Source organism: Lacticaseibacillus yichunensis, assembly GCF_003946405.1.
Lineage (GTDB): Bacteria > Bacillota > Bacilli > Lactobacillales > Lactobacillaceae > Lacticaseibacillus > Lacticaseibacillus yichunensis.
Genome location: NZ_RHOG01000002.1, coordinates 102,109 through 127,980 on the forward strand (window position 1 = coordinate 102,109; position 25,872 = coordinate 127,980).

General features: G+C 56.9%; 27 protein-coding genes. 7 read left to right on the forward strand and 20 right to left on the reverse strand.

Going from position 1 to position 25,872, the window contains the following annotated elements:
• The first annotated feature begins 187 nt into the window (after positions 1 to 187).
• The 3 genes from EKM95_RS01530 to EKM95_RS01540 all read left to right on the forward strand — a co-directional run bounded on the left by EKM95_RS01530 (position 188) and on the right by EKM95_RS01540 (position 1,844).
• Positions 188 to 577 (forward strand): hypothetical protein, encoded by a 390-nt coding sequence (locus EKM95_RS01530; protein ID WP_125696065.1) that lies wholly within the window; start codon positions 188 to 190, stop codon positions 575 to 577.
• Positions 574 to 753 carry a hypothetical protein gene (locus EKM95_RS01535; RefSeq protein ID WP_125696066.1) on the forward strand — a complete coding sequence of 60 codons (180 nt, stop codon included), beginning with the start codon at positions 574 to 576 and terminating at the stop codon, positions 751 to 753. The genes EKM95_RS01530 and EKM95_RS01535 overlap by 4 nt, the downstream gene beginning before the upstream one ends.
• Before the next feature lie 149 nt (positions 754 to 902).
• Positions 903 to 1,844 carry a dihydroorotate oxidase gene (locus EKM95_RS01540; RefSeq protein WP_125696067.1) on the forward strand — a complete coding sequence of 314 codons (942 nt, stop codon included), beginning with the start codon at positions 903 to 905 and terminating at the stop codon, positions 1,842 to 1,844.
• A gap of 728 nt (positions 1,845 to 2,572) precedes the next feature.
• Here the strand turns inward: EKM95_RS01540 and sdaAA are convergent.
• The 5 genes from sdaAA to EKM95_RS01565 all read right to left on the reverse strand — a co-directional run bounded on the left by sdaAA (position 2,573) and on the right by EKM95_RS01565 (position 6,650).
• Positions 2,573 to 3,448: an L-serine ammonia-lyase, iron-sulfur-dependent, subunit alpha gene (gene sdaAA, locus EKM95_RS01545; RefSeq protein ID WP_125696068.1), complete on the reverse strand. Its 876-nt coding sequence runs from the start codon at positions 3,446 to 3,448 to the stop codon at positions 2,573 to 2,575.
• 9 nt (positions 3,449 to 3,457) lie between these two features.
• Positions 3,458 to 4,126 (reverse strand): L-serine ammonia-lyase, iron-sulfur-dependent subunit beta, encoded by a 669-nt coding sequence (gene sdaAB / locus EKM95_RS01550; protein WP_125696069.1) that lies wholly within the window; start codon positions 4,124 to 4,126, stop codon positions 3,458 to 3,460.
• 115 nt (positions 4,127 to 4,241) lie between these two features.
• The gene (locus EKM95_RS01555) at positions 4,242 to 4,934 is read right to left on the reverse strand and encodes an adaptor protein MecA (protein ID WP_125696070.1); all 693 of its coding nucleotides are present in this window, start codon (positions 4,932 to 4,934) and stop codon (positions 4,242 to 4,244) included.
• Between the two features lie 323 nt (positions 4,935 to 5,257).
• Positions 5,258 to 5,656 carry a transcriptional regulator Spx gene (gene spx, locus EKM95_RS01560; RefSeq protein ID WP_125696071.1) on the reverse strand — a complete coding sequence of 133 codons (399 nt, stop codon included), beginning with the start codon at positions 5,654 to 5,656 and terminating at the stop codon, positions 5,258 to 5,260.
• 256 nt (positions 5,657 to 5,912) lie between these two features.
• On the reverse strand, positions 5,913 to 6,650 hold the full coding sequence (locus EKM95_RS01565) for an MBL fold metallo-hydrolase (RefSeq protein WP_125696072.1): 738 nt from the start codon (positions 6,648 to 6,650) through the stop codon (positions 5,913 to 5,915).
• Between the two features lie 59 nt (positions 6,651 to 6,709).
• Here EKM95_RS01565 and EKM95_RS01570 point away from each other — a divergent pair, with 59 nt between their 5' ends.
• Entirely contained in the window at positions 6,710 to 7,276 is a 567-nt protein-coding gene (locus EKM95_RS01570; protein ID WP_125696073.1) for a hypothetical protein, read from the forward strand.
• Between the two features lie 151 nt (positions 7,277 to 7,427).
• Here EKM95_RS01570 and EKM95_RS01575 read toward each other — a convergent pair whose 3' ends face one another.
• Positions 7,428 to 9,437 carry an ABC transporter permease gene (locus EKM95_RS01575; RefSeq protein ID WP_125696074.1) on the reverse strand — a complete coding sequence of 670 codons (2,010 nt, stop codon included), beginning with the start codon at positions 9,435 to 9,437 and terminating at the stop codon, positions 7,428 to 7,430.
• A complete protein-coding gene (locus EKM95_RS01580) occupies positions 9,415 to 10,191 on the reverse strand; it encodes an ABC transporter ATP-binding protein (protein WP_125696075.1) in 777 nt (258 codons plus the stop codon). Before EKM95_RS01580 ends, EKM95_RS01575 begins: the two co-directional genes overlap by 23 nt.
• Positions 10,192 to 10,384: 193 nt before the next feature.
• Between EKM95_RS01580 and EKM95_RS01585 the strand changes: the two genes are divergently transcribed.
• From EKM95_RS01585 to EKM95_RS01595, 3 genes are read left to right on the forward strand one after another with little or no spacing between them, the layout of a single operon-like run.
• Positions 10,385 to 11,059 (forward strand): response regulator transcription factor, encoded by a 675-nt coding sequence (locus tag EKM95_RS01585; RefSeq protein ID WP_125696076.1) that lies wholly within the window; start codon positions 10,385 to 10,387, stop codon positions 11,057 to 11,059.
• Positions 11,060 to 11,086: 27 nt separating this feature from the next.
• Entirely contained in the window at positions 11,087 to 12,148 is a 1,062-nt protein-coding gene (locus EKM95_RS01590) for a sensor histidine kinase (protein ID WP_125696077.1), read from the forward strand.
• 11 nt (positions 12,149 to 12,159) lie between these two features.
• Complete coding sequence (locus tag EKM95_RS01595; protein ID WP_125696078.1) at positions 12,160 to 12,873, forward strand: hypothetical protein; 714 nt, start codon at positions 12,160 to 12,162, stop codon at positions 12,871 to 12,873.
• Between the two features lie 10 nt (positions 12,874 to 12,883).
• Here the strand turns inward: EKM95_RS01595 and nrdG are convergent, their stop codons facing one another.
• The 13 genes from nrdG to purE form a co-directional block, all read right to left on the reverse strand.
• On the reverse strand, positions 12,884 to 13,456 hold the full coding sequence (nrdG, locus tag EKM95_RS01600; protein WP_125696079.1) for an anaerobic ribonucleoside-triphosphate reductase activating protein: 573 nt from the start codon (positions 13,454 to 13,456) through the stop codon (positions 12,884 to 12,886).
• Positions 13,437 to 14,243 carry a hypothetical protein gene (locus EKM95_RS01605; protein WP_125696080.1) on the reverse strand — a complete coding sequence of 269 codons (807 nt, stop codon included), beginning with the start codon at positions 14,241 to 14,243 and terminating at the stop codon, positions 13,437 to 13,439. Before EKM95_RS01605 ends, nrdG begins: the two co-directional genes overlap by 20 nt.
• Positions 14,244 to 14,359: 116 nt before the next feature.
• The gene (gene purD, locus EKM95_RS01610; RefSeq protein WP_125696081.1) at positions 14,360 to 15,598 is read right to left on the reverse strand and encodes a phosphoribosylamine--glycine ligase; all 1,239 of its coding nucleotides are present in this window, start codon (positions 15,596 to 15,598) and stop codon (positions 14,360 to 14,362) included.
• A gap of 17 nt (positions 15,599 to 15,615) precedes the next feature.
• A complete protein-coding gene (purH, locus tag EKM95_RS01615) occupies positions 15,616 to 17,139 on the reverse strand; it encodes a bifunctional phosphoribosylaminoimidazolecarboxamide formyltransferase/IMP cyclohydrolase (RefSeq protein ID WP_125696082.1) in 1,524 nt (507 codons plus the stop codon).
• Between the two features lie 2 nt (positions 17,140 to 17,141).
• On the reverse strand, positions 17,142 to 17,711 hold the full coding sequence (gene purN / locus EKM95_RS01620; RefSeq protein ID WP_125696083.1) for a phosphoribosylglycinamide formyltransferase: 570 nt from the start codon (positions 17,709 to 17,711) through the stop codon (positions 17,142 to 17,144).
• Positions 17,708 to 18,709: a phosphoribosylformylglycinamidine cyclo-ligase gene (gene purM, locus EKM95_RS01625; protein ID WP_125696084.1), complete on the reverse strand. Its 1,002-nt coding sequence runs from the start codon at positions 18,707 to 18,709 to the stop codon at positions 17,708 to 17,710. Before purM ends, purN begins: the two co-directional genes overlap by 4 nt.
• Positions 18,706 to 20,190: an amidophosphoribosyltransferase gene (gene purF, locus EKM95_RS01630; RefSeq protein ID WP_125696085.1), complete on the reverse strand. Its 1,485-nt coding sequence runs from the start codon at positions 20,188 to 20,190 to the stop codon at positions 18,706 to 18,708. Before purF ends, purM begins: the two co-directional genes overlap by 4 nt.
• Positions 20,175 to 22,382: a phosphoribosylformylglycinamidine synthase subunit PurL gene (gene purL / locus EKM95_RS01635; protein ID WP_125696086.1), complete on the reverse strand. Its 2,208-nt coding sequence runs from the start codon at positions 22,380 to 22,382 to the stop codon at positions 20,175 to 20,177. Before purL ends, purF begins: the two co-directional genes overlap by 16 nt.
• A complete protein-coding gene (gene purQ, locus EKM95_RS01640) occupies positions 22,357 to 23,055 on the reverse strand; it encodes a phosphoribosylformylglycinamidine synthase subunit PurQ (RefSeq protein ID WP_125696087.1) in 699 nt (232 codons plus the stop codon). Before purQ ends, purL begins: the two co-directional genes overlap by 26 nt.
• Positions 23,052 to 23,318 (reverse strand): phosphoribosylformylglycinamidine synthase subunit PurS, encoded by a 267-nt coding sequence (purS, locus tag EKM95_RS01645; protein WP_125696088.1) that lies wholly within the window; start codon positions 23,316 to 23,318, stop codon positions 23,052 to 23,054. Before purS ends, purQ begins: the two co-directional genes overlap by 4 nt.
• A complete protein-coding gene (locus EKM95_RS01650; RefSeq protein WP_125696089.1) occupies positions 23,311 to 24,033 on the reverse strand; it encodes a phosphoribosylaminoimidazolesuccinocarboxamide synthase in 723 nt (240 codons plus the stop codon). The genes purS and EKM95_RS01650 overlap by 8 nt, the downstream gene beginning before the upstream one ends.
• A complete protein-coding gene (gene purK, locus EKM95_RS01655) occupies positions 24,030 to 25,151 on the reverse strand; it encodes a 5-(carboxyamino)imidazole ribonucleotide synthase (RefSeq protein ID WP_125696090.1) in 1,122 nt (373 codons plus the stop codon). The genes EKM95_RS01650 and purK overlap by 4 nt, the downstream gene beginning before the upstream one ends.
• A complete protein-coding gene (purE, locus tag EKM95_RS01660) occupies positions 25,144 to 25,647 on the reverse strand; it encodes a 5-(carboxyamino)imidazole ribonucleotide mutase (protein WP_125696096.1) in 504 nt (167 codons plus the stop codon). Before purE ends, purK begins: the two co-directional genes overlap by 8 nt.
• Positions 25,648 to 25,872: the final 225 nt, after the last annotated feature.

Below are 25,872 nucleotides of genomic sequence, written 5' to 3' on the forward strand. Positions count from 1 at the left end.
GGCGGCTAGGTCGGCGGACAGTCCTGGTTCCCGCCCTCACCTCGGACAAACAAACGCCCCATTAGCCACTCAAAGCTGCAAGCAAAATGTTCGGCCAACTTTAAATTATGAGAAAGGTCAAATTTTCTTGCCTAACTCTTTAACCGTGCTATAATAAATAGAGAAAAAGTAGAAGGGAGCGATCGGCATGGCCAAAACAACGCGACGATATTACTTTGCGGCGCGTAACGAGCGCACGACCCACGGCTACCGGATCAATTTTGTCAACATTCCGCAAGCAGAAGCAAGTGGGACGACTTACGAAGAGACAGTCTACTATTCTTACCGCGTGCTCGCTGAGTTCCTCGCTCACCTGCCAAAGGACGAAGCAGCCCTGACCGCTTACACGCTCAACCAGATGCCTGACACCGAAGACAACAACGTCTTTTATTCACTAGTGAGCGTGACACCTGATTTTGATCCACACAAAATGGTGACCCATTTCACATTGCCACAAGCGCCACCTGCTGAAATTCGACGCAAGGCCAGCAAGCTCGCCCAACTAGTTGCTCATCAAAGCAAGGTGGCCTCACTTTGACGCTTAGTCGCATCACGCTCGGCGTATTTCTAGTCGCGGGCACTGTTTTTCTTGTTAGCCTGATCACATGGCTGATCGTCATGATTGCCAACCGCGAGCCTAAATGGCCGCGGCGTGTCACGATCGGCAGCGCGGCCGTCGCGATTCTTGCCCTGGCCGTTAACGCGTTATTATAACCCCAACAAGCGCAGACCCGAACGTTCTTGTCAGGGAGCTGCGCTTTTCGTGTGGAATTAGGTAAAAATCAGCTGGTCAAACAGCGTGTGGTATGCTTTAATAGACCAGATGAAAATTTTCCTAGACGCATAGCAAAGGAGTGGCACACTTGGTCAATTTGCACACGACGATCGGCTCGTTTGGGTTCGACAATGTCTTGATGAATGCCAGTGGGGTCCGCTGCATGACGGCAGCCGACCTCGATAAACTCGCAGACACCGTGGCGGGAACACTGATCACAAAAAGCGGGACCCCTGAGGCACGCACGGGCAATCCTAGCCCCCGCGCAGCCGGGCTTCCCTTTGGCAGTATCAATTCGATGGGCCTGCCAAATCTCGGCATCGACTATTACATCGATTACGTTGAAAAGTTCCAGGAAAAGCATCCTGACAAGCCGATCTTCCTGTCGGTTGCTGGGCTTGGCCCCGACGACTACCATGTGATCGCCAAAAAGATTCAGGCAAGCAACTTTACGGGCCCGACCGAATTCAACCTCAGCTGCCCGAACGTCCCAGGTAAGCCGCAGATTGCCTATGATATCCCGACGACCCGCCGCATTTTGGATGACATGTTCTCGTTTTTCACCAAACCTGCGGGCATCAAATTGCCACCGTATTTTGACCTGACCCAATTCGACGACATGGCGGCCGTGCTGAACGACTATCCGCTGACGTTCATCAACTCGATGAATTCGATCGGCAACGGCATGGCAATCGACCCGGAGACAGACACCACTCTGATCAAGCCCAAGGGCGGCTTCGGCGGTATCGGCGGCACCTACGCCAAGCCGATCGCGCTGGCCAATGTCCGCGCCTTCCGCCTTCGCCTGCGTCCGGAGATCGCGATCATCGGCACTGGCGGTGTCACCTCTGGCCGCGATGTCTATGATCTGATTCTCTGCGGCGCCAGCATGGTCCAGCTCGGCACCGTGCTCGGCATCGAAGGCCTCGGCGTCTTCCAGCGTCTGACAGAAGAGCTGTCCGCTGAAATGGCGAAAAAAGGTTACACCTCGATCAGCGACTTCCAAGGAAAATTGAAAACACTCGACTAAGCCCCTTCCCCTTCACGATTTTTGTGAGGGGGATCTTTTTGTCTGGCGGCTTCACTTGGTCCAACGAGCCCTGTTTCGGGCAAAACAAAAAGGGTCAGAATCGAAAAAAAAGATTCGGCCCCTATGTACGACAAACACACCGGTCGACGTGTCTTTTCAGCCATGGCCAGTGTGCATTGGAGACTTTAGATTAGGAGACTGAGGGCGCCTTGCCGCGGGGCTTAGCGGGATCAGATTTTCAACCTGGCAGCTTGATCAAGGTGCGATTTTTGCTGCCGGACAACGGTGGTACTGGTGGTACGCCCTCTCGCCTAATTTATGACACCACTGACTCGGATGCCCTTCATAGCGGCTGCTCTAGGTTTGCGACGGGGGTGGACTCCCTCGCCGGGCACGCCGTCTCGGAGGAAAGCAATCTGTGTGGCCACGCCAGATACCTCTTCAACTGTTGGTTAATATACACCCGTGAAAACGGTTTTGTCAACTTTATTTGTCAACAATTTAAATGCGTAAGAACCACGTCTCATCGGCATTTCTACCGATGTCTTGTCAGCTCCCGATATATTTATTTAAAATAACTTTTCCGCTTGGCCAATTTGGAATCACGACCCCTTCCTGTCAGATGAATGCCCCGACGTTTTTCAATCCTTCGCCACACAAAAGGCCCCCTCGCGCATTGAGGAGGCCTTTTGCAAGATGCTTCATCTTTATCTGGCGGGCAAATTGCCTTAATTGGTCGCATCGCCGAAGATCTGTTTTTGCAGGCGCTGGCCTGTTGGTGTGGTCGCAAGGCCGCCTTCCGCTGTTTCGCGGAAGATCTGTGGCATCTGGCGTCCGACTTGATACATTGCGGTGATCACTTCATCCGGTGGAATCACGGAGCGAATCCCGGCCAGCGCCATGTCAGCCGAGACCAAGGCCTGCGAGGCGCCCATCGCATTGCGCTTCACGCACGGCACCTCGACCAGCCCTGCGACCGGGTCGCAGATCAAGCCGAGCATATTGGCAAGAGTGATGGCCACGGCTTGGGCGGCCATGTCGGCGGTGCCGCCCTTTGCGATCACCAAAGCCGCCGCAGCCATCGCGGAAGCCGAGCCAACCTCTGCCTGGCAGCCGCCTTCCGCGCCGGCAATGCCCGCTTTGTTGGCAATCACCAAGCCAAACGCCCCAGCCGTGAACAGATAATCCACTTGGGCATCTCGATCCATGTGCAGCTGGTCGCGCACCGCCATTAACGTCCCGGCAAGCACCCCGGCCGAGCCCGCTGTCGGTGTCGCGCAGATCAGGCCCATTTTCGCATTGACCTCATTCACCGCCACCGCATTGCGTACCGCGGTCAAAACAGTCGGGCCAAGCAGACTCTCGCCAGCATCTAAATACTGATCGAGGCGTTTGGCATCTCCGCCCGTCAGCCCGGTCACGGACCGCACGCCGGCGACGCCTTCCGTCACCGACGCCTCCATCACGGTCAGATTTTTCGCCATGATCGCACGAATGGTCTCGCGGTCCTTACCGCTGGTCGCCATTTCGGTGGCGATCATCAAGTCTGCGACTGACGGATAATTGGCACTTTGCTCGATGATATCTTGAATGGAATAAAACATGGCGTCCCCCTACTCGAAATACGTGACGTTTTGCATGTGCGGCAATGCACGTAACTGCGGCACGAGGTCCGGGCGGCGCACATCACTTTCAATGATCATGATTGCCTTTTCCCCCTTGGCCGCTCGAGTCACCGTCATCGTCGCGATGTTGACATCATTGTCGCTGAAAATACTGGTGACTTGCGCGATCATGCCAGGCACATCTTGATGCACCGTGATGAACGTCGGGGTGCCCATGGAAAGCGAGATCTTGAACCCGTCGATCTCATTGATCTGAATGTTGCCGCCGCCGATCGATACCCCCACCACCGACATCGTCCGCGCGCCTTTTGTCAAAACGATCCGCGCGGTATTGGGATGATCAACCTTATCACTTTTTGGCACAAAACTGACTTTGATGCCTTGTTCATAAGCCAAGTGGAGCGAATCGCGCAACCGCGGATCGGCCGGGTCCATCCCGAGCAGGCCGCCAACCAGCGCAATGTCAGTTCCGTGGCCACGATATGTTTTGGCAAAAGATTCATACAGATAGATGTCGACTTTTTCCGGGACCTCACCAAAGATATCCCGGACGACTTTGCCGATGCGTGCTGCGCCGGCTGTGTGCGAGCTGCTGGGGCCAACCATGACCGGGCCGATGATGTCAAAAACGCTTCGAAATCGCAATGCTTTATCCATGTCACACCTCATCTTCGTTTCTTTCTGCATTATCGCACAAACAAAGGGGCCACCGGGCAAAAAATTAGGAGCGAGACAAAAGTCTGCTCCATTATTTCGCCATTTCTGACATAACTTACTTGAAATAGTACCGTGCCGTCTCAAGGGCGCTGGTCGCCATAATCGACTTGCCATACTCTGACAAAACGGCTGCGGAAATATTGGCCCGGTCGCCAAATTCAAGGGCAAGTGCCAGTTGATCGTGTGCCTCATCGGCTGAGACGTGGTCCGTGTAGAAGGTCAGGACCAGGTAATAGTCGTTCTTGTATTGATAAAGGTCGCTCGCCGCCCCTTCCAAGCGCAGCTGTTTGGCGAGCGCCACGAAATCCTCGAAAGAGCCAAAGCGCAGGACAAATTCTTCTTGGGCCGCACCATCGCCATCGATATAGCCGCCCTCGTCGACGGCTTCGGTGGCGGAGTCATCATCTAAAGCGCGTAATTGTTGTTTGATGAAATCGGGAACATCCTGGTCGCCATCATCAGCAGACGCGTCATCTTGCGCCTCATCTTCATCGTCGTCTTCGCCGAGGTCCACATTGCGGCTGATCAAAAGCTCCAACCCGGACTGACTCGGCATCACCTGGAACGTGACCGCGTCATTGGTCGCAAAGGTGTGATCCTTATCGACCTCATCGAGAATACTATAGAAGAAATTCTCGATCTGCTTGTGGTTGCCCAACAGATCAAGGACAGTGATTCCGCGCTCGGCCAGATCATCGTTGCCAAGCAGGACACGAATCGTGTTCTCATTGAGTCGTTGCATTTCCATGACCACTGCACCTCACTTTGTTATGCGTCATAAACGCCATCGTGTGTCTGTAATCATTATACCAGATTACTAACTTCCGGATAGTCTACCGCAATCACCATCAAAACGCAAACAGAACACGGCGCCGAGCGCGCAACTAGGAAGGGGGCGGAGCGGGGAAACTAGGTCTGAGCGGGTAGCTTAGCTCGGGCGCTTGTGGCGCACCTCGCCTCGAGTGAAAGGCGCACCTAACTCCCTCGTCCATGCGGCCCAAAGCTGCCACGTGCAGGCCCGGACACTCTCAGCCATAAAAAAGGCGCCCCAAAACCTGGACGCCAACGGTATTAGTAGCCTGACATTAATTGGGCCTGCTGAAGCTCGATCGCTCGCACCTTGCGCGGCAAGAAACGGCGAATCTCATCTTCATTGAAGCCAACCTGAAGCCGTTTGTCATCAGCAATGATCGGCCGCCGAATCAGCGCAGGGGTCTGCACCAACAGGTCAAGAAGCGCCGTCATTGACATATCATCAAGATCCAATCCGAGTTCATGGAATGTCCGGGAACGGATCGAGATCAATTCCTCAGTCCCATTTTCGGTCATGCGCAAAAGCGCTTTGATTTCCGTCGCATTCAGCGGGTCAGCGACGATATTGCGCTCAACAAACGGTATCTTATGTGCTTTGAGCCAAGCACGGGCTTTGCGGCATGAGGTGCAACTAGGTGCATAATATAGCGTTACCATAAGCGCTCGCTCCTTCAAACGATAAATTCACAAAGCACTGATCTACAATTATCAGTATAAAGGAACGAACCCTGTCTTTACAATCACATTGAAAAAAATATTTTTGTTTTTCTCGCAACTGCCCGTTGTCATTATTGACGTTTTTGGCCATTATCAAGCGGCTAATGAACATTTAGCCGTGTTATGTTCATTAACGGCGTCTTCAGCATATGCTTAACTAGATAAATTACAGAAATAAAATTATCGTTTTATATTGTCAGACCATGAAGACCGCGCCTTGGGTCGCCAATTCAACCGGAATGTCTAACGCAGCGGCCTGCGCCTGCGCCAATAGTGTATCGAGTGGAAGCTGCTGCGGTAAATGCGTGAGCAGTAGGCGTTTAACCCCGGCGGATTGGGCGAGCTGGCCGGCCTCTGGCGCTGTTAAATGCCAGCGCGGCGCGGGTTTATCGGCCAGGAAGTTTGTGTCGGCCATTAACAGATCAGCGTCCTTGGCAAATGGCGCCAACCCGGCAAAGGCGCGGGTGTCGCTGGTATTAACCAGCACCCGCCCTGTTTCTTTTTCGACTAGCCGCACCGAAAATGCTGGCACCGGGTGTTCTGTTTCCAAAAAAGTGGCGGTCAGTGGTCCTAACTCTAGCGTCGTGCTGCCATCGTAACCCACGCCTTTGGTAAAGTCGCCAAATGTCAGCGCGGCAAAATTCAGCGGGTCTTTCGTGTGTCCATAAATTGGAAGGGGACTCACTTTCGCTGGCCCTTGATGAAGCTGGCAGTAATACTGCAAAACGCCGACGTCCGCCGTGTGATCATGGTGATAGTGAGTCAAAAGCACCGCATCCAGTGCGCTGGCCGGTAGCACCTTTTCTAGCGCAATCAACGCGCCTGATCCCGCATCCATCAAGAGATGGTAGTCCCCGCTCTCCAGTAAATAAGCTGAGGTCCCGATTCCATTTGCAGGATAGCCGCCTAGATAGCCAAGAATCGTCAATTTCATTGTCATTCGTCCTTTCCGCTTTTTGGAAGCGTTATACTGAGTGCATGGGGGGTGTATTTTTGTCACATCAAATGCAAATGGTCTTGGGGACCACTTACTTTTTAAAACAGTTGTATCAAAAGGCGCCAGAGTCGCTGCGCCTGGCCGAGGGCATGATTCAAGGACAAAGTTCATTGCTGCTTGATTCAACTGGCAGCGTGCCATTTGAGGCGCCGCTGCGCTATCAGATTCGTGACCACTATCAGGAAGTGCCGCAAGATGGCTTTCTTTACCTAATGTATTTTCGCTTGAATGAGGACGAAAGCAGTGTCTTCGAGAGTCAGGTCAAGCGGCTGCTGGACGAGGCGGATCGCATTGCCGGCCTGCAAAGCATGCACCTGCTCAAGCTCGACAGCAAGCACATCGAATTCGTCGTCATGAGCACTTGGCATGATAAACTTGATCCTTACACCAATCGGTCCTTGCCGCTAGTCGAACCGCTGCGCGTCTTCAAGCACCGCGCGGCCGCCGGGGAAGGCTACCATGAAAGCGAGTATCACTTCACGACGCCCGAAGCCCTGGCCGATAGCGAGGAAAAAGAGCACCGGCCGCTTGATCTGAAGCGGCTATTTCACCAAGGCAAATAATCACGAGACGCTGGCCCGAAACAATTGTTTTGGGCCAGTTTGTATTTGACCGAGTCAAGTATCGGCTTGGCCTGGCAGCGTATTCGCTCGAATGCCCGTGCCCGCCCCAGCCGAGAGATGTAGAAAACGGCGCGCCAGACGCAATTTTCGCCTAGCCATACCGGTCCGTCAATTGCGCCGCCAGCCAGGCAAAGGCCAGATCGATGAGGGAATAGATTGCCCAGACGACGAGCACCAAGCCGCCTGTCTGCCCGGCCGTGGCTGAGGCGATGAAATGCACGATCACAAACGCGTTGATGCTGGCAAAAATAAGCGGCGCGAGATACACCCCAAACGTTGAGACATAAGCCACGTCTGTCAGCTGGCTGGTCGGCATTCCCAGCTGCCACAGCACGCGCCGCACCGGGGCACGTCCCTGCGCATGGGTCACCTGCTTTAGGAGCAAAATGCAGGCGGTCGCGACCAGCACCGCCCCACCCATCAAAAGCGTGATGAAGACGGCGAAGCCAAACAAGGTATCCACCGCGCGAGCCATTGGCCTACGCACGTTCAATCCTGACCGGCTAAACGAATCATCGGTGTCCTTGGTCGCGGTCGGCAGCTTATCGCCCTTGCGCACTGCCTGATCGTAGCGCACATAATCGATCTGGGTTTGATCATCGAGCTGCTGTTCCACGCGATGGCCGGCCGCTGTCTCCTTGAGCCAATAAACCGCCAGCGGGTCATTGACCCCTTTCATTTCCTCATAATCGCTGTCGGCCACCACCAGACCACGGTCAAAATAGATCGCGGAGCCCAGCGGAAAAGCCGTGGTCAGATCGCTGATCAACAGCGTTCGCCCGTCCGCCGGAAATGTGATCTGGCGGCCCGCATTGACCAACCGTTGCGCTGGCCCGCGCCGCAAGAAGGCCGGGTCGGACAGGACCAACGCGGCCTGGCCAGGGGCAACCTGCAAGGCAGGCAGATTCGGTTGCCATTGCCGAATCCGCTGATAATCGCTGAGCCGCATCACTTGATACAGCGTGGTGGTGGGATCGTCGCGGCCCTGCCGACGCAACGTCGTTTTCCCCACCATCCGTTTGGTCGTCACTTGCGCCTGCCGCGTGATCAAGCCGGCCGCCTTTTTTTCCACCAGGGCTTCGTTTGATGCGGAAGTGGTGATCGGTAGCGGCATACTATTTTCCACCTCGCGCTGACCCAACTGCAGGAGCATCGCGGCACTGCCGAGCACAGCAATCGTCAGGGTGGACAGCAGCGTGATCAGCCACAGCGCAAAATGGTCGCGTCGCCACCATCGATACAACGTGTTCGCCGCCAGCAACCATTTTGCATGCCGGCGGACGACCCGCCAGCGCGCCAGCAGAAACGCGGCGGCCGGCAGCGATTGGCGAAAGACCAGATAGGTGCCAGCGATGCCGCAAAAAGTCAGGAGGCCCAGTTGTCCCCATCCTGGCAGGCCCGTCAGCTGACGAACCGGCCGGACCCAGGCAAAATAGTTCCCGGTGCCGATTGCAGACCAGCCCACCAAAATCACCCCGGCACAGGCCAACACGACCTGCCAGCCGCTCAGGCGAGGCGGCAAATGCTGCGCCTCAGCGCGGCGGCCGCGCTGGTGTCCCAAAGTGCGGATGAATGCCGCATTGACCGCACCGATGATGAGGTACACGAGTAGGAACAGCCCCGTCAGCTGACCGGCGATCTGCGGCGACCACTGAATGCCCACCGCGGTTTGAAAGCCCATCAGGCGCACAAGTGCCATCGCCAACAATTTTGACAAAAGCACCCCGCCGACCAGCCCGATCACTAAGGCCGCCGCGCCAGTCATCAGCGCTTCCCAGATCAATACCCCACCCAGCCGGCTACTGGGCATTCCCAGCAGTCGATACATATCTAGCTCCTCGGTGCGCCGGGCCAGCAAAAGCGTGTTCAAATAGATCAAAAAGGCCACGATGAAGATCAGCAGTAGGATCCACGCCAGGGTCATGACCGCCGGCATCAGGCGCGAATCCTCAAGCACGCTGCCAGTCGCATGCATGAGCGGCCGCATATCGATCAAGGCGCCGACCGCATATGCCAGCGCGATCAAGACCCCGGCTGCCACTGCGCCGATCAGGGTGCTGTGGCGATGGCGTTTCAGATTAGTCCACGCGAGGTGTCTCACGGCGCTTGCCTCCCCCGTTGATGGTCGCTTCCATGTCGATGATCTGGTCGAAAAATGCCTGGCGGGAGCCGCTTCGGGTCACCTCGGCAAAATACGCGCCATCGCGAATAAAAATGATGCGATTACAAAAACTGGCCGTGAACGCATCATGCGTCACCATCATGATCGTGCGATCCTCTTCCAGATTCAATTTTGTCAGATAACTGAGTAACTCCGTGGCGGCCATGGAATCTAGACTCCCGGTCGGCTCATCCGCTAAGATCAGCGCCGGCTGCGTGATCAAGGCGCGTGCGGCGGCCACGCGCTGGCGCTGGCCAAGGCTAAGCTCGGTCGGATAGCGCGCCAGCAAGCCCGTCAGATCGAGCAAGTCCGCCACATGGGCCAGCCGCGCGTCGATGTCGCTGGGCACAGGCGGGACAAAGGTCAGGGGCAACGTGATATTGGTCGCCACGGTGAGATCCGACAGCAGATTGAGCTCCTGGAAAATGAACCCGACTTGTTCGCGCCGGTATTTGGCCAGCGCCGCATCATTGAGCTGGGTCAGATCGACCCCACCGACCCACACGCTCCCAGTCGTCGGGGTGTCTATGGAAGCAATAATATTCAGTAGGGTGGATTTTCCGGCTCCACTTGGCCCCATAATGCCCACAAACTCGCCGGCATCAATGTGAAAACTGAGATCGTTGAGCGCCCCGACTCGGTTGAACCGGTGACCATAGATCTTTGTCAAATGATCGACTGTGACAATGCGCATTTGGGCGCCTCCTTATGTTATGTTGCCGGCCGCACCCCGCCATTTCCATTAAGCCAGCCAGCCGGATGTCACATCCCCTTACCAGCGCAATGCGCGGCGTGCAATACGTCCCAATGATAACAGATTTTCGCGACCCGCGCCGCTTGTGTCGCGCGGGTAAAACCGCTACGATAGTAGAAAATGGAGGTCCGCTATGTTCAAGATCATGATCGTAGAAGACGACGCAACGATTGCCAACTTGATCGCCCAAAATCTAGTCAAGTGGCAGTTCACGCCGGTCGTAGCCACCGACTTCAACCGCGTCTATGAGCAATTTCAAAGTGAAAAACCGCATCTGGTCCTGCTAGACATCAACCTGCCTGTTTATGACGGCTATTACTGGGTCCAAAAGATTCGCCAAGACAGTCTCGTACCAGTCATTTTCATCTCCAGCCGCAACACCAACATGGACATGATCATGGCGATGAATCTCGGCGGCGATGATTTTGTCACCAAGCCGTTTGCGATGGAAGTGCTGCTCGCGAAGATCAACGCGCTGCTTCGCCGGACCTATAATTACAGCGACCAAAACAGCGAGGCGCTTGAATACAACGGCTTGATCTTGAACCTACAGACCGGTGGCGCCAGCATCAACGGCCAAGAGATCGACCTGTCGAAAAATGAATACAAGCTCCTTCAGATCCTGATGCGTAGCCACGGCCAGATCGTTTCTCGCACCCGGCTGCTCAAGGACCTTTGGCAGGACGAACGGTTCGTAGACGACAACACCCTCACCGTGAACATCAACCGGCTGCGGCGCAAGATCACAGACGCCGGGCTCCCCGATTACATTCAAACCAAGGTTGGGCAGGGCTACCTGATTCCGTGACCGCTGCCGCACAGAAAGGACTGCGCCATGACATTTCGAGATTACCTGCGCGATCACCTGCCGCATCTCCTCTTTTTCTTCGGCGGGTTGTTGCTCCTGTCGATCGGCCTGTGGCTGGATCCGCAGCATCGCATCGCCTTTTCCACGTTTGGCTACCTCGACTTGTTGTTGACGCTTCTGCTTTGCGGCTTTGGCCTGTGGCGGTTCAGCCGAGAGCGCCGTTTTTTCGCGCAACTGCAGGCGCGCCGCACCGCCGGCCCCGATGCGCTTAACTGGCGCATGCCGGTCAGCGGCTCGCAGCGGGAAAAATTGATTGCTGAAAGTCTCAACAGTCTGCTTCAAGCGCATCAACAACAGCTCTCTGCCTTGATTGCCCGCCAGCAAGATCAAAAGACGTTCATCGACTCCTGGGTCCATGAGATCAAAGTGCCACTGGCAGCGGTGGAACTGCTGACGGACAGCCTAGATGGTCAGGCGCCCGAAGTGTCCCTCAATCAGATCGCCTTGCAACTCGACAAGATCGACCAAAATGTGGAACAAGTCCTGTATTACTCACGCCTGGACAGTTTTTCCCGCGATTACCTACTGCAGGAGTATGATCTCGGCACCCTGGTCAATGAAGTGGTTGTCAGCCAGCGCAACAGCTTCATTGCCGGCCGGCTGAGTTTTGCCCTCACCGGCGACAAGGCCAGCGTGGTGACCGATGAAAAATGGCTCCGTTTTATTTTCACCCAGCTGGTCAGCAACGCAATCAAGTATAGCGCGCCAGGTGGCAAGATCACCGCGACCATCGCTCAGGCAAGCCACGAAGTCACCCTGACGTTGACGGATACAGGCATCGGCATTCCCCAAGACGAATTGCACCGCGTGTTTGAAAAAGGCTTCACCGGCACGAACGGGCGCAATGCCAATCAAAAATCCACCGGCCTGGGCCTTTTTCTTGCCGCCCAGCTCGCGGAAAAGCTTGGCCATTCCCTGACGCTCACCTCCACAGTCGGGCAAGGGACGGCCGTCACCATTCATTTCACCCATCTCAAGTATTACGACCAGGAAGGTGCGACCCTGCACAAGCCCGCGGTCCATCAGTAAGGAGGCGCGTCATGCTCACAGCAGCACTCACATTTTCACAATGGGTCTGGATGGAAAAACTCAGCACGATCTGGATTCCTGTCTGCATGTTTGGCGGCGGCGCCTTGATCCTGGTCGCCGCATTCAGCGCAATCTACCAACAGCGGTCCCTGGTGAAAAAATGGTTCCTCGGTATCTCCATCACATTGATCGGCGTTGCGACGATCAGTGGCCTGGTCATGTGGCATTTGATTCAGCCGTATCGGACCTTGTTGCCATATGTGTCGGCGCGGGTGCGCGTCGAAAAAGTTGAGCTTGGCCGACTGGTCCCCTTAGATGGGAATGAAGTAGCCACCATGTCCCGCCTCAACAACTGGCGCGATCTCGACAAGTTGCCGATGTATCAACGCCAGACAGTCGCGCAGCCCGTCAAATACCTCGGGCAGTCGAACAACACGGAATATTTTGAGTTAGCCAACAAGATCTTCTCCTTTTCAGGCAAGGTGCAGATTGCGCCCGGAAAAGAGACGGAATTGATCGGCTACCAGTTCACCCTCAGCGACCGGCGCTACACCAAGCTAGGCTTCATCGATCCGTCCGGCATCTCCACCACCACCCTGGCCATCGCCCCTGCACAAAAAAAGCGGACCTATGAGCCGCCTTCCACGGTCAAGATCCACTATTTGCAACAAGATGGCGGCCAATGGTTAGGCGAAAACGACGGGTCCGTCGACGACCCAGACTAAGCGCCGCGCCTTACCGTTTCAGATTCGCCCAGATCTTGACCTCACCTGCTTCAAGGCTTGCCGGGACATCGATGATGCGCTGATTGGCACTGCCGCGAAATTGCAAAGTGAGGTCTTTTTCTGCTTCCAGGAACCGGCCATCGACTAAAATATCGAGCAGGCCCAGCAGTTCGAGTTTGTCGGGCGACTCCACCAACAATTCATCCCATTTGTACCCCGTCCAGCTCCAGATGTCTTTTGTGTGGCCAAATTCGGCCCGCACCCGGCGGCAGAGCTGCAAGCAGACCTGGGTATTCAAAAAGGGTTCCCCGCCAAGTAGCGTCAGGCCCTGCACATAAGGTTGCGCCAAATCGGCGATGATCTGATCTTCAAGTGTCTGGGTATAAGGCGACCCATAGCGAAAATTCTGCGCGACCTTGTTGTAACAACCCGGGCAGGCAAACTTGCAGCCGGAGACATAAAGGCTGCAACGGACCCCTTCCCCGTCGACAAACGTGAAGGGCTTATAACTGGCCACGTTGCCAAGCGAGAGATCGCTGGCCAGCCATTCCTGGGGCTGAGGATCATTTGGTTTTGTGAGCATCGTCGTCATTCCTTTCGATAAAACTGAGGTGCAGATGCGGCCGCGGGGCAGCTACCTGCCGCTCCGGCGCGATGACCCCACTGGCAGTAAGGCGGAGCACCTCGCCTTTTGCTTGATCCGCCTCGCCGCATTGCGGGCAGCGATAACCCCCGCCGATGTGGCTGAAGCGGCCCTGGAAGCCGCAGACAAAGCAGCGGTCGCGCGGCGCATCGAGTAAAATGGCGCGCGCATGATGGCGGGCGAACTGCCAACTGGCGATCAGCGCCGCCGGATTTTCCGTCAGGTCTGGCAACTGCATGACCAGCCGCGTTGGATGCGCGGCCCCCGCCCATTGAAACAGGGTCTCAGCCGTGCGCGTCTCGGTCGGCAGGGCCATTGCTAGTTCCGCCGGCGTGCCGGTCCACAAGCTGGGCGTCAAAAAGCGAGCCGCGCATTGGGCCAGCAGTGGCAGGTAGGACGGCGCCGCAACTGCCTCGGGCCAGCTGAACCAAAGCTGGGGGCCAAACAGTCGGTGATGTGGCCCATCCCCTGCCAGCAGCCTGGTCAAGATGGCCATCTGAAGCAAACCGTCACCGCCCACTAAGACCGTTTTTTGCCGATCGGCGGACAGCAGGCGGGCCGCAAGCTGATCGGCGGTTACCGACGAAAGTGAAGCCGGGGCATCCCCAATCAGCGCCAAGATCGCAGGGCCTGGGGTCGCAAGCCACCGGGTGATGGCATTTTCCAGCTGGCCCGGACAGCCGGTGAGCAGTGGCCCAGCCGCCGAGCGTTGTGCACTCCCATTCATCGCCGTCACCCCCTCGTGTCCTGTTTAATATACCACAAGCCCGCTAGATATCGTGCACGCTTGTAAAAAAAAGCGATGGTCCCACAAGATATGGGGTCATCGCTTTTTTGTCTAATTCAGGCCAGCGCGTGCCAACCGATGTCGCTGCGACACGCCAGCGTGCCCTGCAGCGCGGTCATGCGCGCATAGGCCTCGGCTTGGGCCTCCGCGAGATCTGCGCCTGCGCCAATAACGGTGAAGATGCGCCCGCCACTGGATTTGAGGCCATCCGCCCCGCGCGCCACCCCCGCGGGAACCCACCACGTGCGCTGGTGCGCATCCGGGAGAACCACTGGAACGCTGGGCCGCGTCGCTTCTGGATAGCCTGGATGCACCGCCACGACGCCACAATACGTCTGGCCATCCAGTCGGAGCGTCGGTTGCTTGCCCGCAAGCAGGTCTTGGATCAATTGGTAAAAATCGTTTTGAATCTGTGGGAGCAACACCTGGGTCTCCGGATCGCCAAAGCGCAGGTTGTACTCAAGAATTTTCGGCCCGGCCGCGGTGAACATCAGGCCAATGTAGAGCACCCCGCAGCCGTACAGCCCATCCACGGTCATGCCGGCCAAGGTCTGGTCGACCAGCGCGCGGGCCTGATCTCGTTGTGCCTGGGAAAACTGAGGCGCAGGAGAATATGCCCCCATGCCGCCCGTGTTTGGCCCCTCATCATGGTCGAAGCGTCGCTTATGATCCTGCGAAAGCGGCAAGATCACGCGGCTCATGCCATTGAAGAGCGCCATCACCGAGACCTCTTCGCCGCTCAGATATTCCTCGAGCAACACAGCCGCATAGGGATTATCCGCATAGGCCTTGGCCAGTGCCGCATTGGCGGTGACCAGATCGAGGGCCACGGTGACCCCCTTGCCAGCGGCCAACCCGTTTTCCTTGATCACGACGGGCACGCCACCCTTGGCCAATTGCGCTTGCGCCTCCTGAAGCGAATGCACGAGCGTCGCCTGGGCGGTCGGCAACTGGTGCCGCGCCATGAACGCCTTGGCGAACTCTTTTGAGCTTTCCAGTTGCGCGATCTGCTGGGTCGGCCCAAAAACAGGCAACCCCGCCTGGGAAAAAGCATCCACAATGCCCGCTGCAAGTGGCGCTTCAGGGCCGATGAAGGTCAGGGCCACATGCTGCCGGGCAAATTCGATCAAGCTGGCCTGATCATTTTCCGTGACCGGTACGGTGGTCAGCCCCAATAGCGGCATGCCGGCATTCCCCGGCGCCACAAAGACCTGATCCACTTCAGGCGCCGCCAAGAACGCTTTGCCCAGGGCACTTTCTCGCGCGCCATTGCCGACGATCAACACATTGACCATGTTTGCCTTCCTTTCGCCTAGTGCCGGAAATGCCGCACGCCGGTCGTGACCATCGCGATGCCGTAACGGTCCGCCATGGCGATCGAATCCGCGTCCTTGATGCTGCCACCGGGTTGAATGATCGCCTTGATGTCATGCTTGGCGGCATATTCGACACAGTCATCCATCGGGAAAAAGGCATCCGAGGCCATCACCGCGCCGGCAAAATTCTTTTTCTGCTGGGCTTCGGTCAGCGCCAGTTCAACGGAGCCGATGCGGTTCATTTGCCCTGCGCCAATGCCGAGGGTCTGACCATCTTTTGCCACCACGATTGCATTGCTCTTCACATGCTTGACGACCTGTTGCGCAAAAAGTAGCGACTTGATCTGATCAGGCGTTGGCTGCACCTTCGTGACGACAGTCAGATCCGCTGCCGTTTCGATTGCCGCATCACTTTCCTGGCGAAGCAACCCACCCAGCACAGAAACAGTCTCCAGATGCGGGACGTTCGGGGTGTCGCTGAGTTGAATCTGAATCAGGCGCACATTTTTCTTCTTCGCCAACACCGCAAAGGCATCATCGTCAAACGCCGGGGCCATGATCAGCTCCAAAAACAGTGCGTGCATCTTTTCAGCGGTAGCCAGATCAACTGGGCGATTCAAGGCGATGATGCCACCGAAAATCGACATCGGATCGGCCTCATAGGCTTTGTCCCAGGCCGCCTCGATCGTCTCGCCTTCCCCGATTCCGCACGGGTTCATGTGCTTCACAGCAACCACGGTCGGGGCGCTGAATTCGTTGACCATCGCCAGCGCCGCATCCGCATCCTTGATGTTGTTGTAGGACAACTCTTTGCCATGCAGCTGCGTGCCGCTTGCCAGTGAAGCCTTAGGAGGATTTGGAACGGCATAAAAGGCCGCGTTTTGATGACTATTTTCACCATAGCGCAAGGACTGCTTCTTCACATACGTTGGGGTAAAAGTCGCAGGAAATGGCTCGGGATCCAGGTACGCGGCGATCTGGGCGTCATAGGCCGCGGTCGTCGCAAAGACTTTCGCAGCAAGCTGGCGGCGAAGCGCGGCATCATCGGCATCGAGGCCGGCCAGCACGGCTTCGTAATCGGCCGGATCCACCACGGCCCACACGCTGTCGCTGTTTTTGGCGGCCGCACGCAGGGCACTCGGGCCGCCGATGTCGATCTGCTCGATTGCCTCGGGACGGGTCACATCTGGTTTTTGAATCGTCTCAGCAAATGGATAGAGGTTCACGCAGATCACATCGATCGGGGTGATCTCATGTGCCGCGAGCGCCGCCATGTGCGCAGGCTCGTCGCGCTTCGCCAAGATGCCGGCGTGAATGCGTGGATGCAAGGTCTTCACGCGGCCGTCGAGCATCTCCGGAAACCCGGTGACCTCATCGACGCCTGTCACCGCCAAACCGGCTGCCTCGAGCACTTTCTTGGTGCCGCCCGTCGAGACCAGTTCAAAGCCTCGCGCCAAAAGCCCGGCGGCAAATTCCGTCAATCCCGTTTTGTCAGAAACACTAAGCAATGCACGTTTCACAGTCAAAACACTCCTTTTTCAATGAGGTGGTCCACAGTTGTCGGCAATAGGTGGTGCTCTACTTCATGAATCCGTGTTTCAAGGGTGGCCAACGTGTCATCCGGCCGCATGCGCACCGGCTCTTGGGCAATGATGCGCCCCGAATCGATGCCGGCATCCACAAAATGCACCGTTACGCCGGTCACTTTGACGCCATAGGCAAACGCATCCGCGATGCCGGAACGCCCCGGAAAACTTGGAAGCAGGGCCGGATGCAAGTTGATGATGCGCTCGGGAAAAGCGGCTAACAGCGTCGGGCCGATGATGCGCATGAAGCCGGCCAGCACCAGCCCATCCGCCTGAGGTAACCGCGCCACCAGCGCCGCTTCCGCTGCCGCTTTGGTCGGGTAGGCGCGATAGTCGATCAGAATCGTCGGCACGTGTGCCGCCTCGGCCTTGGCCAACACCGGCGCGGCTTTGTGGTCGCAAACAAGACCGACGAGCGCGACATCGGGGCGGTCGGCAAAATACTCGGCCAGCGCCTCAAAATTAGAGCCTGTCCCAGAGGCAAAAACAATCAAGCGCGTCGTCATGCTTGCCTCCATTCCACCGCGTCCTGCGTGCGATGCTGAACCGTCCCAAGGAGGCGGCTATGCGGCAAGGCCGCCTGGATCCGCGCCGCATTTTCTGGCGCGACCGCCAGTACCATGCCATACCCCAGGTTGAAGGTGCGGCGCATCTCGACCAAGCTGAGATCCCCGGCCGCTTGAATGCGCTGAAACAGTTCCGGCCAGGCCCATTCCGTCAGCACGGCGGCGCAGTCATACGGCAGCATGCGCGGCACATTTTCGGTGAAACCGCCGCCTGTGATGTGCGCGATGCCATGAATCAGGCCTTGGGCGATCAGCGGCTGCACTTCCTTGACGTAGATCGTCGTGGGACGCAGCAACGCATTTTTCAATTCGGTGCCATCCGACAACGGCCTTGCGTCGAGGTCCGTTTCCGCCAGCAACGCCCGGATCAGTGAGTACCCGTTACTATGGGCGCCGCTACTCGGCAGGCCGATCAACACATCCCCTGGCGCGACCCCTTGAGGCAAGATCGCATCCGCCTCGGCCAGCCCGACCGCAAACCCAGCCAGGTCATAATGGCCCTGGGGATACATCCCCGGCATCTCGGCCGTCTCCCCGCCAATCAGCGCCATGCCGGCCAGCGAACAGCCATACGCGATGCCGCGCACAACTGTCTCGACTTGGGCCGGCAACAATTTATCCGTCGCTAGGTAATCCAGGAAAAAGAGCGGCGTGGCGCCGTCAGCCAGCAGATCATTGGCCACCATTGCGACAAGGTCCACGCCGATGGTGTCATGCTGGTCACATTGAAGCGCCAACAGTAATTTGGTGCCGACCCCGTCCGTCGCCGCCATCATCACCGGCTTTTTGGCATGCGGCAAGCGGTATGCCGCGGAAAAGCCGCCCAGTCCGGCCAGCACCTGGTCGTTTTGCGTGGCTTTGGCAAGCGGCGCAATGCGCGAAACAACCTCATCGCCGGCTGCGATATCGACCCCTGCGCTTTTATAATCATGCGTCACGCTGACACCTCCGCGATATTGATTGCCAAATGACTCAGTTCCTCACTCAGATGCGGCTGGTAATCATCCAGCGGCGTCGGGTATTCGCCAGTGAAGTAGGCGACACAAAGGCCACCATTCGGCGCGGTGGTCTTGAGTCCAATACTGGCTTCAAGGCCGGCGACGGATAAAAAGCCCAGCGAATCGACGCCGAGAATCGCCTTCATCTGACTGACACTGTGATTAGCCGCAAATAATTCTTTTGTCGTCTGAATATCGATGCCATAAAAACATGGGAAACGCAGCGGCGGACTGGCGATACGCAGATGCACCTCTTTGGCCCCGGCATCCTTGAGCAGTTGGACCAGCTGAATCGCCGTGGTTCCTCGCACGATCGAGTCATCGATCAACACGATGCGTTTGCCTGCAACCACTGCCGGTACAGCACTGAGCTTGAGCCGAACACTGCGCTCACGCAGCGCCTGAGTCGGTTGGATGAACGTACGGGCAATGTATTGGCTCTTCACTAACCCAAGCTCATATGGAATGCCACTTTCCTGCGCATAGCCCAGCGCGGCCGAAAGTGAGGAATTCGGGACACCGACCACGATGTCCGCATCGATCGGCTGCTCTTGAGCAAGGCGCCGCCCCATTTTTTCACGGGCCAGATGGACATTGACGCCATGAATCTCGGAATCCGGGCGGGCAAAATAAATGAACTCCATGGAACACACCGCCAGTTGGGTCTGGGTCGTAAAATGATCCCGCACCAAACCGGCATCCGTGATCTCGACCAACTCACCCGGCTCAACATCGAAGCAAAAAGTTGCGCCAACCGCAACCAGCGCCGCCGTTTCACTGCAAACGACATAACCGCCGCTTGGGAGCCGGCCGACCACTAAGGGCCGAAAGCCGTTGGGATCCACCGCCGCGTAAAGGCCGCTTTCAGTCAAGATCGCGAAGGCAAACCCACCATGGACCTGATTCAACGCCGCCTTCAACTGGCCGATAAAGGTCGAGGCAGGACTCCGCCGCACCAAATGCATCAAGACTTCGGTGTCACTGGTCGACTGAAAGATCGCCCCATTGGCCTCAAGCTGAGCGCGCAATGACGCTGCATTGGTCAAATTGCCGTTATGCGCCAGGGCGATCGCCGAATCGGTAAACCGAAACAGCAGCGGTTGAATGTTTTCCAAAATACGGCCGCCAGCCGTCGCGTAACGCACATGCCCTAATGCGGCATCCCCACGCAATTGCTGCAGGGAAGCCGGCTGAGCGAACACCTCCGCCACCAAGCCAAAGCCATAATGCCGACGCAGGCCTTCTGGGGTCTTGCCGACAATGCCGGCGCCTTCTTGGCCGCGATGCTGCAGGGTGTGGAGCCCCAAATGCGTTAATTCAGCCGCATGTGGATCGCCCCAGACCCCAAAAACACCGCATTCCTCATTCAGGCTTTTGATCTCTTCCGGCGCAGTCCCGGTTGCGGTCACTTCAGTAGACATGGCAAGGCCTCCTCATTGATGGTGGCCAATTCGTGAACTGGCACGGTCAGGGTCTGGTCATTTGTTGCCACAGTCAGCACTGCCGGTTGAACGACGCCGGTCAAATGGGCATCATCCCCCATTGCAGACTCAAACGCGACTTGGTTTTCAGGCGCAACGGTCACAATGAAGCGGCCCTGAGTCTCGCTGAACAGCCAGCTTGCAGGTAGCGGCAGATCCACTTTTGCCCCTAATCCGCCGGCGATCGCCATGTCGCTCAATGCGACCAGCAGTCCGCCATCGCTCACATCATGGGCGGCGGTGACCAGATGTTGCCGAATCGCCGCCAAGAGCCGACGCTGGGTGGCCGCGTCTTGAGTCAGGTCAAATGGGGCAAGCGCCCCGGCAACCGCGCCTGTGGTCACTTGTTGCAATAAGGAGCCGTTGAAATCTGGCCCAGTCTCGCCGATCACATAGATCAGCTCGCGGACCTGTTTGAAAGCCGGCGTGGTGATCGTCGAAAGATCCTCGATCAGCCCGACCATCCCGATCATCGGGGTCGGATAGATTGCCTCGCCATTGGTCTCGTTGTACAGCGACACATTGCCGGAGATCACAGGCGTATTCATGGCTTTGCAAGCCGCCGTGATGCCCTTGGCTGATTCAGCCAGTGAGTAGAAGCTTTCCGGCTTTGTCGGGTCACCATAGTTCAAACAGTCTGTGATGCCCAGCGGCTCGGCGCCCGTCGCCACCAAATTACGGGCGGCTTCGGCAACTGAGATCGCCCCACCGATCTCTGGATCCAAATACAGATACCGACCGTTTGAATCGGTGGTCATCGCCAGCGCCCGGTGCGTGCCGCGTACCCGCACAACGGCGGCATCTGCCCCGGGGCCAAGCACCGTATTTGTCTGCACCTGCGCATCATAGCGCCGATAGATTGCCTTTTTGTCAGCCACATTAGGATCCGCTAACAATTGACGCAGGGTCGACAACAGTGACAGCGCCCCTGGCTCAAAATCAGGCGCCGGCTGCTGCAGGCGTGCAGGTTGAACGCCCTTTTGGTGATAGACCGGCGCCTCGTCGGTCAAAACAGCCACCGGCACATCGCACACCAATTCGCCGCGATGCAAAAGTCGGTATTGGTGCCCCTCATCGACGCGCCCGCAAACAACAGCGTCTAAGTCATACCGCTTGAATAGCGCGACGATCTCGTCCTCATGTCCCGCCTTCACGCAGAGCATCATGCGCTCCTGCGATTCGGACAACATGATCTCAAACGGCGTCATCTCGGGCTCGCGTTGCGGAATCAGGTCAAGGTCAAGCGTCATGCCGGAATTGGCTTTGCCCGCCATTTCGACGCTGGAGGAAACGAGCCCGGCCGCCCCCATATCCTGCATGCCGACCAGCGCGTCTTGGTGTTCGCGGGTCACTTCAAGGCAGGCATCCATCAGCAACTTTTCCATGAATGGATCGCCGACCTGAACCGCTGAGCGATTCGCCGCCTCCTCATCGGAAAATTCGGCCGAGGCAAAGCTTGCGCCATTAATGCCGTCGCGGCCTGTTTTCGCCCCAACATAGACCAAGGCGTTCCCTACGCCGGCTGCCTTGCCGCGCTGAATCGCGTCGGTATCCATCACGCCGACACACATCGCGTTGACCAGCGGGTTGCGGGCATAACTATCCGCAAACCGCGTCTCCCCGCCGACCGTCGGAATCCCGATCGCATTGCCGTAGTCCCCGATGCCAGCCACGATCTGGTCGATCAATTGCCGCACATGCGAATCCTTGGGGTCGCCAAACGCCAGTGAATCCAGCAGGGCGATCGGCTTTGCCCCGATGGAAAAAATATCGCGGATGATGCCGCCCACGCCGGTCGCAGCGCCTTGATAAGGCTCCACCGCACTGGGATGATTGTGGCTCTCCGCCTTGAACACAACGGCCTTACCTTCCCCGATATCAATGACGCCAGCGCCTTCGCCAGGCCCCATCAGGACGCGGTCGTTTTTGGTCCAAAACGTCTTCAGCACCGGCTTGGAGTATTTGTAGGCACAGTGTTCACTCCACATCCCGCTTGCCAAGCCGACCTCTGTGAAATTCGGACGCCTGCCCAACAGTTCGGTCAGACGATCGTATTCATCCTCGTTCAACCCGAGCCCCAAATAAGGCTTTTCGGTCGCAATCTGGTCAGGCGAAAGTTCTTGTTGCAACATCGGCAGGTGCTCCTTTCATCGCGTTGATCAGAGAGTCAAAAACGCCAAGGCCATCAGTACCACCGAGTAGCGTCTCGACTGCGCGCTCCGGATGAGGCATCATGCCTAAAACATTGCCGCGGGCGTTTGTCAGCCCGGCAATGTCGTTTCGACTGCCATTTGGATTTTCCGCATAGCGGAACACCACCTGGCCATTTTTCTCAAGGTCTGCCAGCGTCGCGTCATCCGCATAATAATTGCCTTCGCCATGCGCGATCGGCAGCGTGATCTGCTGGCCTTCCGAATAGGCCGTGGAAAATGCGGTGCGAGCATTAGCCACGATCAGGGGCGTCGGTTGGCAGATAAATTGAAGCGAGGTGTTCCATTGCAGTGTCCCAGGCAGGAGCCCAGCCTCCGTCAAGATCTGAAACCCATTGCAGACTCCGAGGACAAAGCCGCCTGCCGCCGCAAAATCTTTGAGCGCTGACATGATCGGCGCAAATTTGGCGATCGCGCCGCTTCGCAGATAATCCCCATAGGAAAAACCGCCTGGAACCACCACGCAATCGAACCCAGCCAGCGAGGTCGCCTGGGCAGAAACAAGCTGAACGTCTTGCCCGGCAACCTCGCCGATCGCCCAAGTCATGTCGGTATCGCAGTTGGAGCCTGGAAAACTCAGCACCGCCGCCTTCATTCGGTCACCGCCCCGTCGCTCACAGGCTCAAGGGTGAACCGGTAGGACTCCGTATTGATATTTGCCAGCATCGTGTCACAGATTCGATCGACCTGCGCTCGCACCGCCGCCTCATCCCCGCTGAGCAGCAATTCAAAATACTTGCCGACCAGCACGTGCTGCACGTTGTCATCGCCCAGCCGTGCCAGAGTGTTTTGAATCACCTCAGCCTTGGGATCCAGGACAGACGGCTTGTAATTGACAAAGATCTTGGCCTTAAACATGTTGGACTCCTTTCTGCAACCGAGCGAAGACTTCCTCATACACCGGGGTCAGTGGCCCCTCGTTTTTTCGAAAGACATCCTTGTCCAGCGACTCACCTGTCGCCTCATCGACCAACCGGAAGTTATCCGGCGACAATTCATCGGCCAAGACCAACGTCCCGTCGCTCAGGCGACCGAATTCCAACTTGAAGTCGACCAACTTGATGCCGATCGCCGCAAAGCGCCGTGTCAGATACGTATTGACCGTGTCGGACAAGGCGTGTACCTGCTTGAGCGTGGCCGCGTCTGCGATCTTGAGGGCAATGATCTGCTCGTCGTTGATGAATGGATCATCCAGCGCATCGGATTTGAAATAAAATTCGTGAACGGCTGGAGTCAGCGGCAGTAGGTGCGCCAACGCGAACTTCCGCTCAAAGGAGCCGGAAACAAAATTGCGGACGACCGCCTCCAGCGGCAGCATCGTTGCTTTTTTGACCAGCATCGTCGTCTCATCCGGCGCGGAGAGGTAATGCGTTGGCACACCGGTTTCGGTCAGCTCCGCAAACAACATGGCAGAAATACGGCGATTCACCGCACCCTTGCCATCGATGTGGACCTTTTTCTTGCCGTTGAGGGCCGTCGCCTGGTCCATGTATTCGACCCAGAGCACGTCAGGGTCGTCCGTCTCGTACATTTTCTTTGCCTTACCTGTGTAACGAAGTGCCATCCGTTTCATCGCGTTTCGTCCTCCAATCGAACTGCATCAAGCAGGTTCATCGTGTCGAGCCCTGTCACCGTCAAATGGCCCATTTTTCGTGCGGGCCTGATCTCAGCTTTCCCATAATCATGAAAATGCCACTCAGGATGCTGCGACCACTGCTGGCGCGCCGCAGTGAGATCCGCGCCCAACAGGTTGCGCATCACCGCGGGCGCCCGCTGAACGATTGGCGGAATCGGTAAGCCGCAGATACTTAAAATATGCGCCTGGAACTGGGAAAAATTGCAGGCCTCAATGGAATAATGACCCGAATTATGCGGTCTTGGTGCCAGCTCGTTGACCACCACGCCATGCGTCGTTTCAAAGAGTTCGATGCCAAGCACCCCGCGAAGGTCTAGCGCCGTGGCGATGCGGCCTGCCATCTCCTCGATGCGCCGGCCAAGCGCAGGATCCAGATGCGGCGCCGGGGCAATCGTGGTGTGAAGGATATGCTGCGCGTGCCGATTTTCGACAATTGGAAAACAGCGGACTCGGTCTTGCCCATCGCGGGTGACCATCAAAGACAACTCGCGCGTGAAGCTCAGGCGCTCCTCCAAAATGCATGGGGTCTTAGCAGCCAAAGCCTGCGCTTTTGCGACATCAGCCGGCCCGTTCACGTCCACTTGGCCATGCCCGTCATAACCACCTGTGGTCGTCTTCAAAATAGCCGGGACGCCGATCTCATGAATCGCTTCGATCAAATGCGTCTCATCCGGCACCGGGACAAAGGCCGCCGTGGGAATGCCCAGCTCGCGCAACGTCGTCTTTTCCTGAACACGATCCCGGGTGAGTGCCAACAGTTTTGTCCCCTGTGGCAAGGCCGCATACTTTTTTGCCGCCTCAAGCGCCGCCAGATCGACATTTTCAAATTCATACGTCAGGACATCTGCCGCCTTGGCCAGCCGCATTAAGGCATCGCGGTCATCATAATCGTTGACCAGCTGAAAATCGGCGACCTGCCCTGCCGGTGCATCTGGCGTGGGATCAAGCACCCCCACGCGATACCCCATTTCTTTTGCCGCCTGTGCCAGCATTTGGCCAAGTTGGCCGCCGCCAACGATGCCGATCGTCGCAGGCGGAATGATTGCCTCAATCATCGAGCGCCGCCTCGCTTTCTTCTGCCGCCTTGGTCTGGGCTTCACGAAACACGGTCAACCGCGCCAGAAGGGCCGGATCATTACCCGCTAGCATGGCGGCTGCAAAGAGTGCCGCATTGGCCGCCCCTGCCTCACCGATGGCCATTGTCGCCACTGGCACCCCGGCCGGCATCTGAACGATCGATAAAAGCGAGTCGACGCCGTTTAATGTTCGTGTTTTAACGGGAACGCCAATTACCGGCACCAGAGTGTTTGCCGCGAGCATTCCAGGTAAATGGGCGGCGCCGCCTGCACCTGCGATGATCACAGCGATTCCCTCTGTTGCCGCATTTTTGGCAAATGCTGCGAGCGCATCTGGCATGCGGTGCGCTGAGATCACCCGTTTCACGTAAGGTATCGCCAGTTCTTCCAACTGCTTTGCTGCTACTTTCATGGTCGGCCAATCCGATTTTGAGCCCATGACGATCGCCACTTGCACGCTGGTCACCTCTTTCATTTGATAGCCAAAATATAGCACAGAATTTCGAACGCCTCAACCGGTTTTGCTAACGTTATTCGTTTATTTTTAAATTAATGTTCGTGTTTATTTTTCCGTATAAAAAAGCCGAGACATTTTATGGGTCTAAAATTTTTGGTGTTGATTGTGACAACGCCGGAAGTTTTGGACCTTTTTTGAATAACAAAAAAGGCACCTGGTCTTCCCCGGTGCTATGCTTTAAGC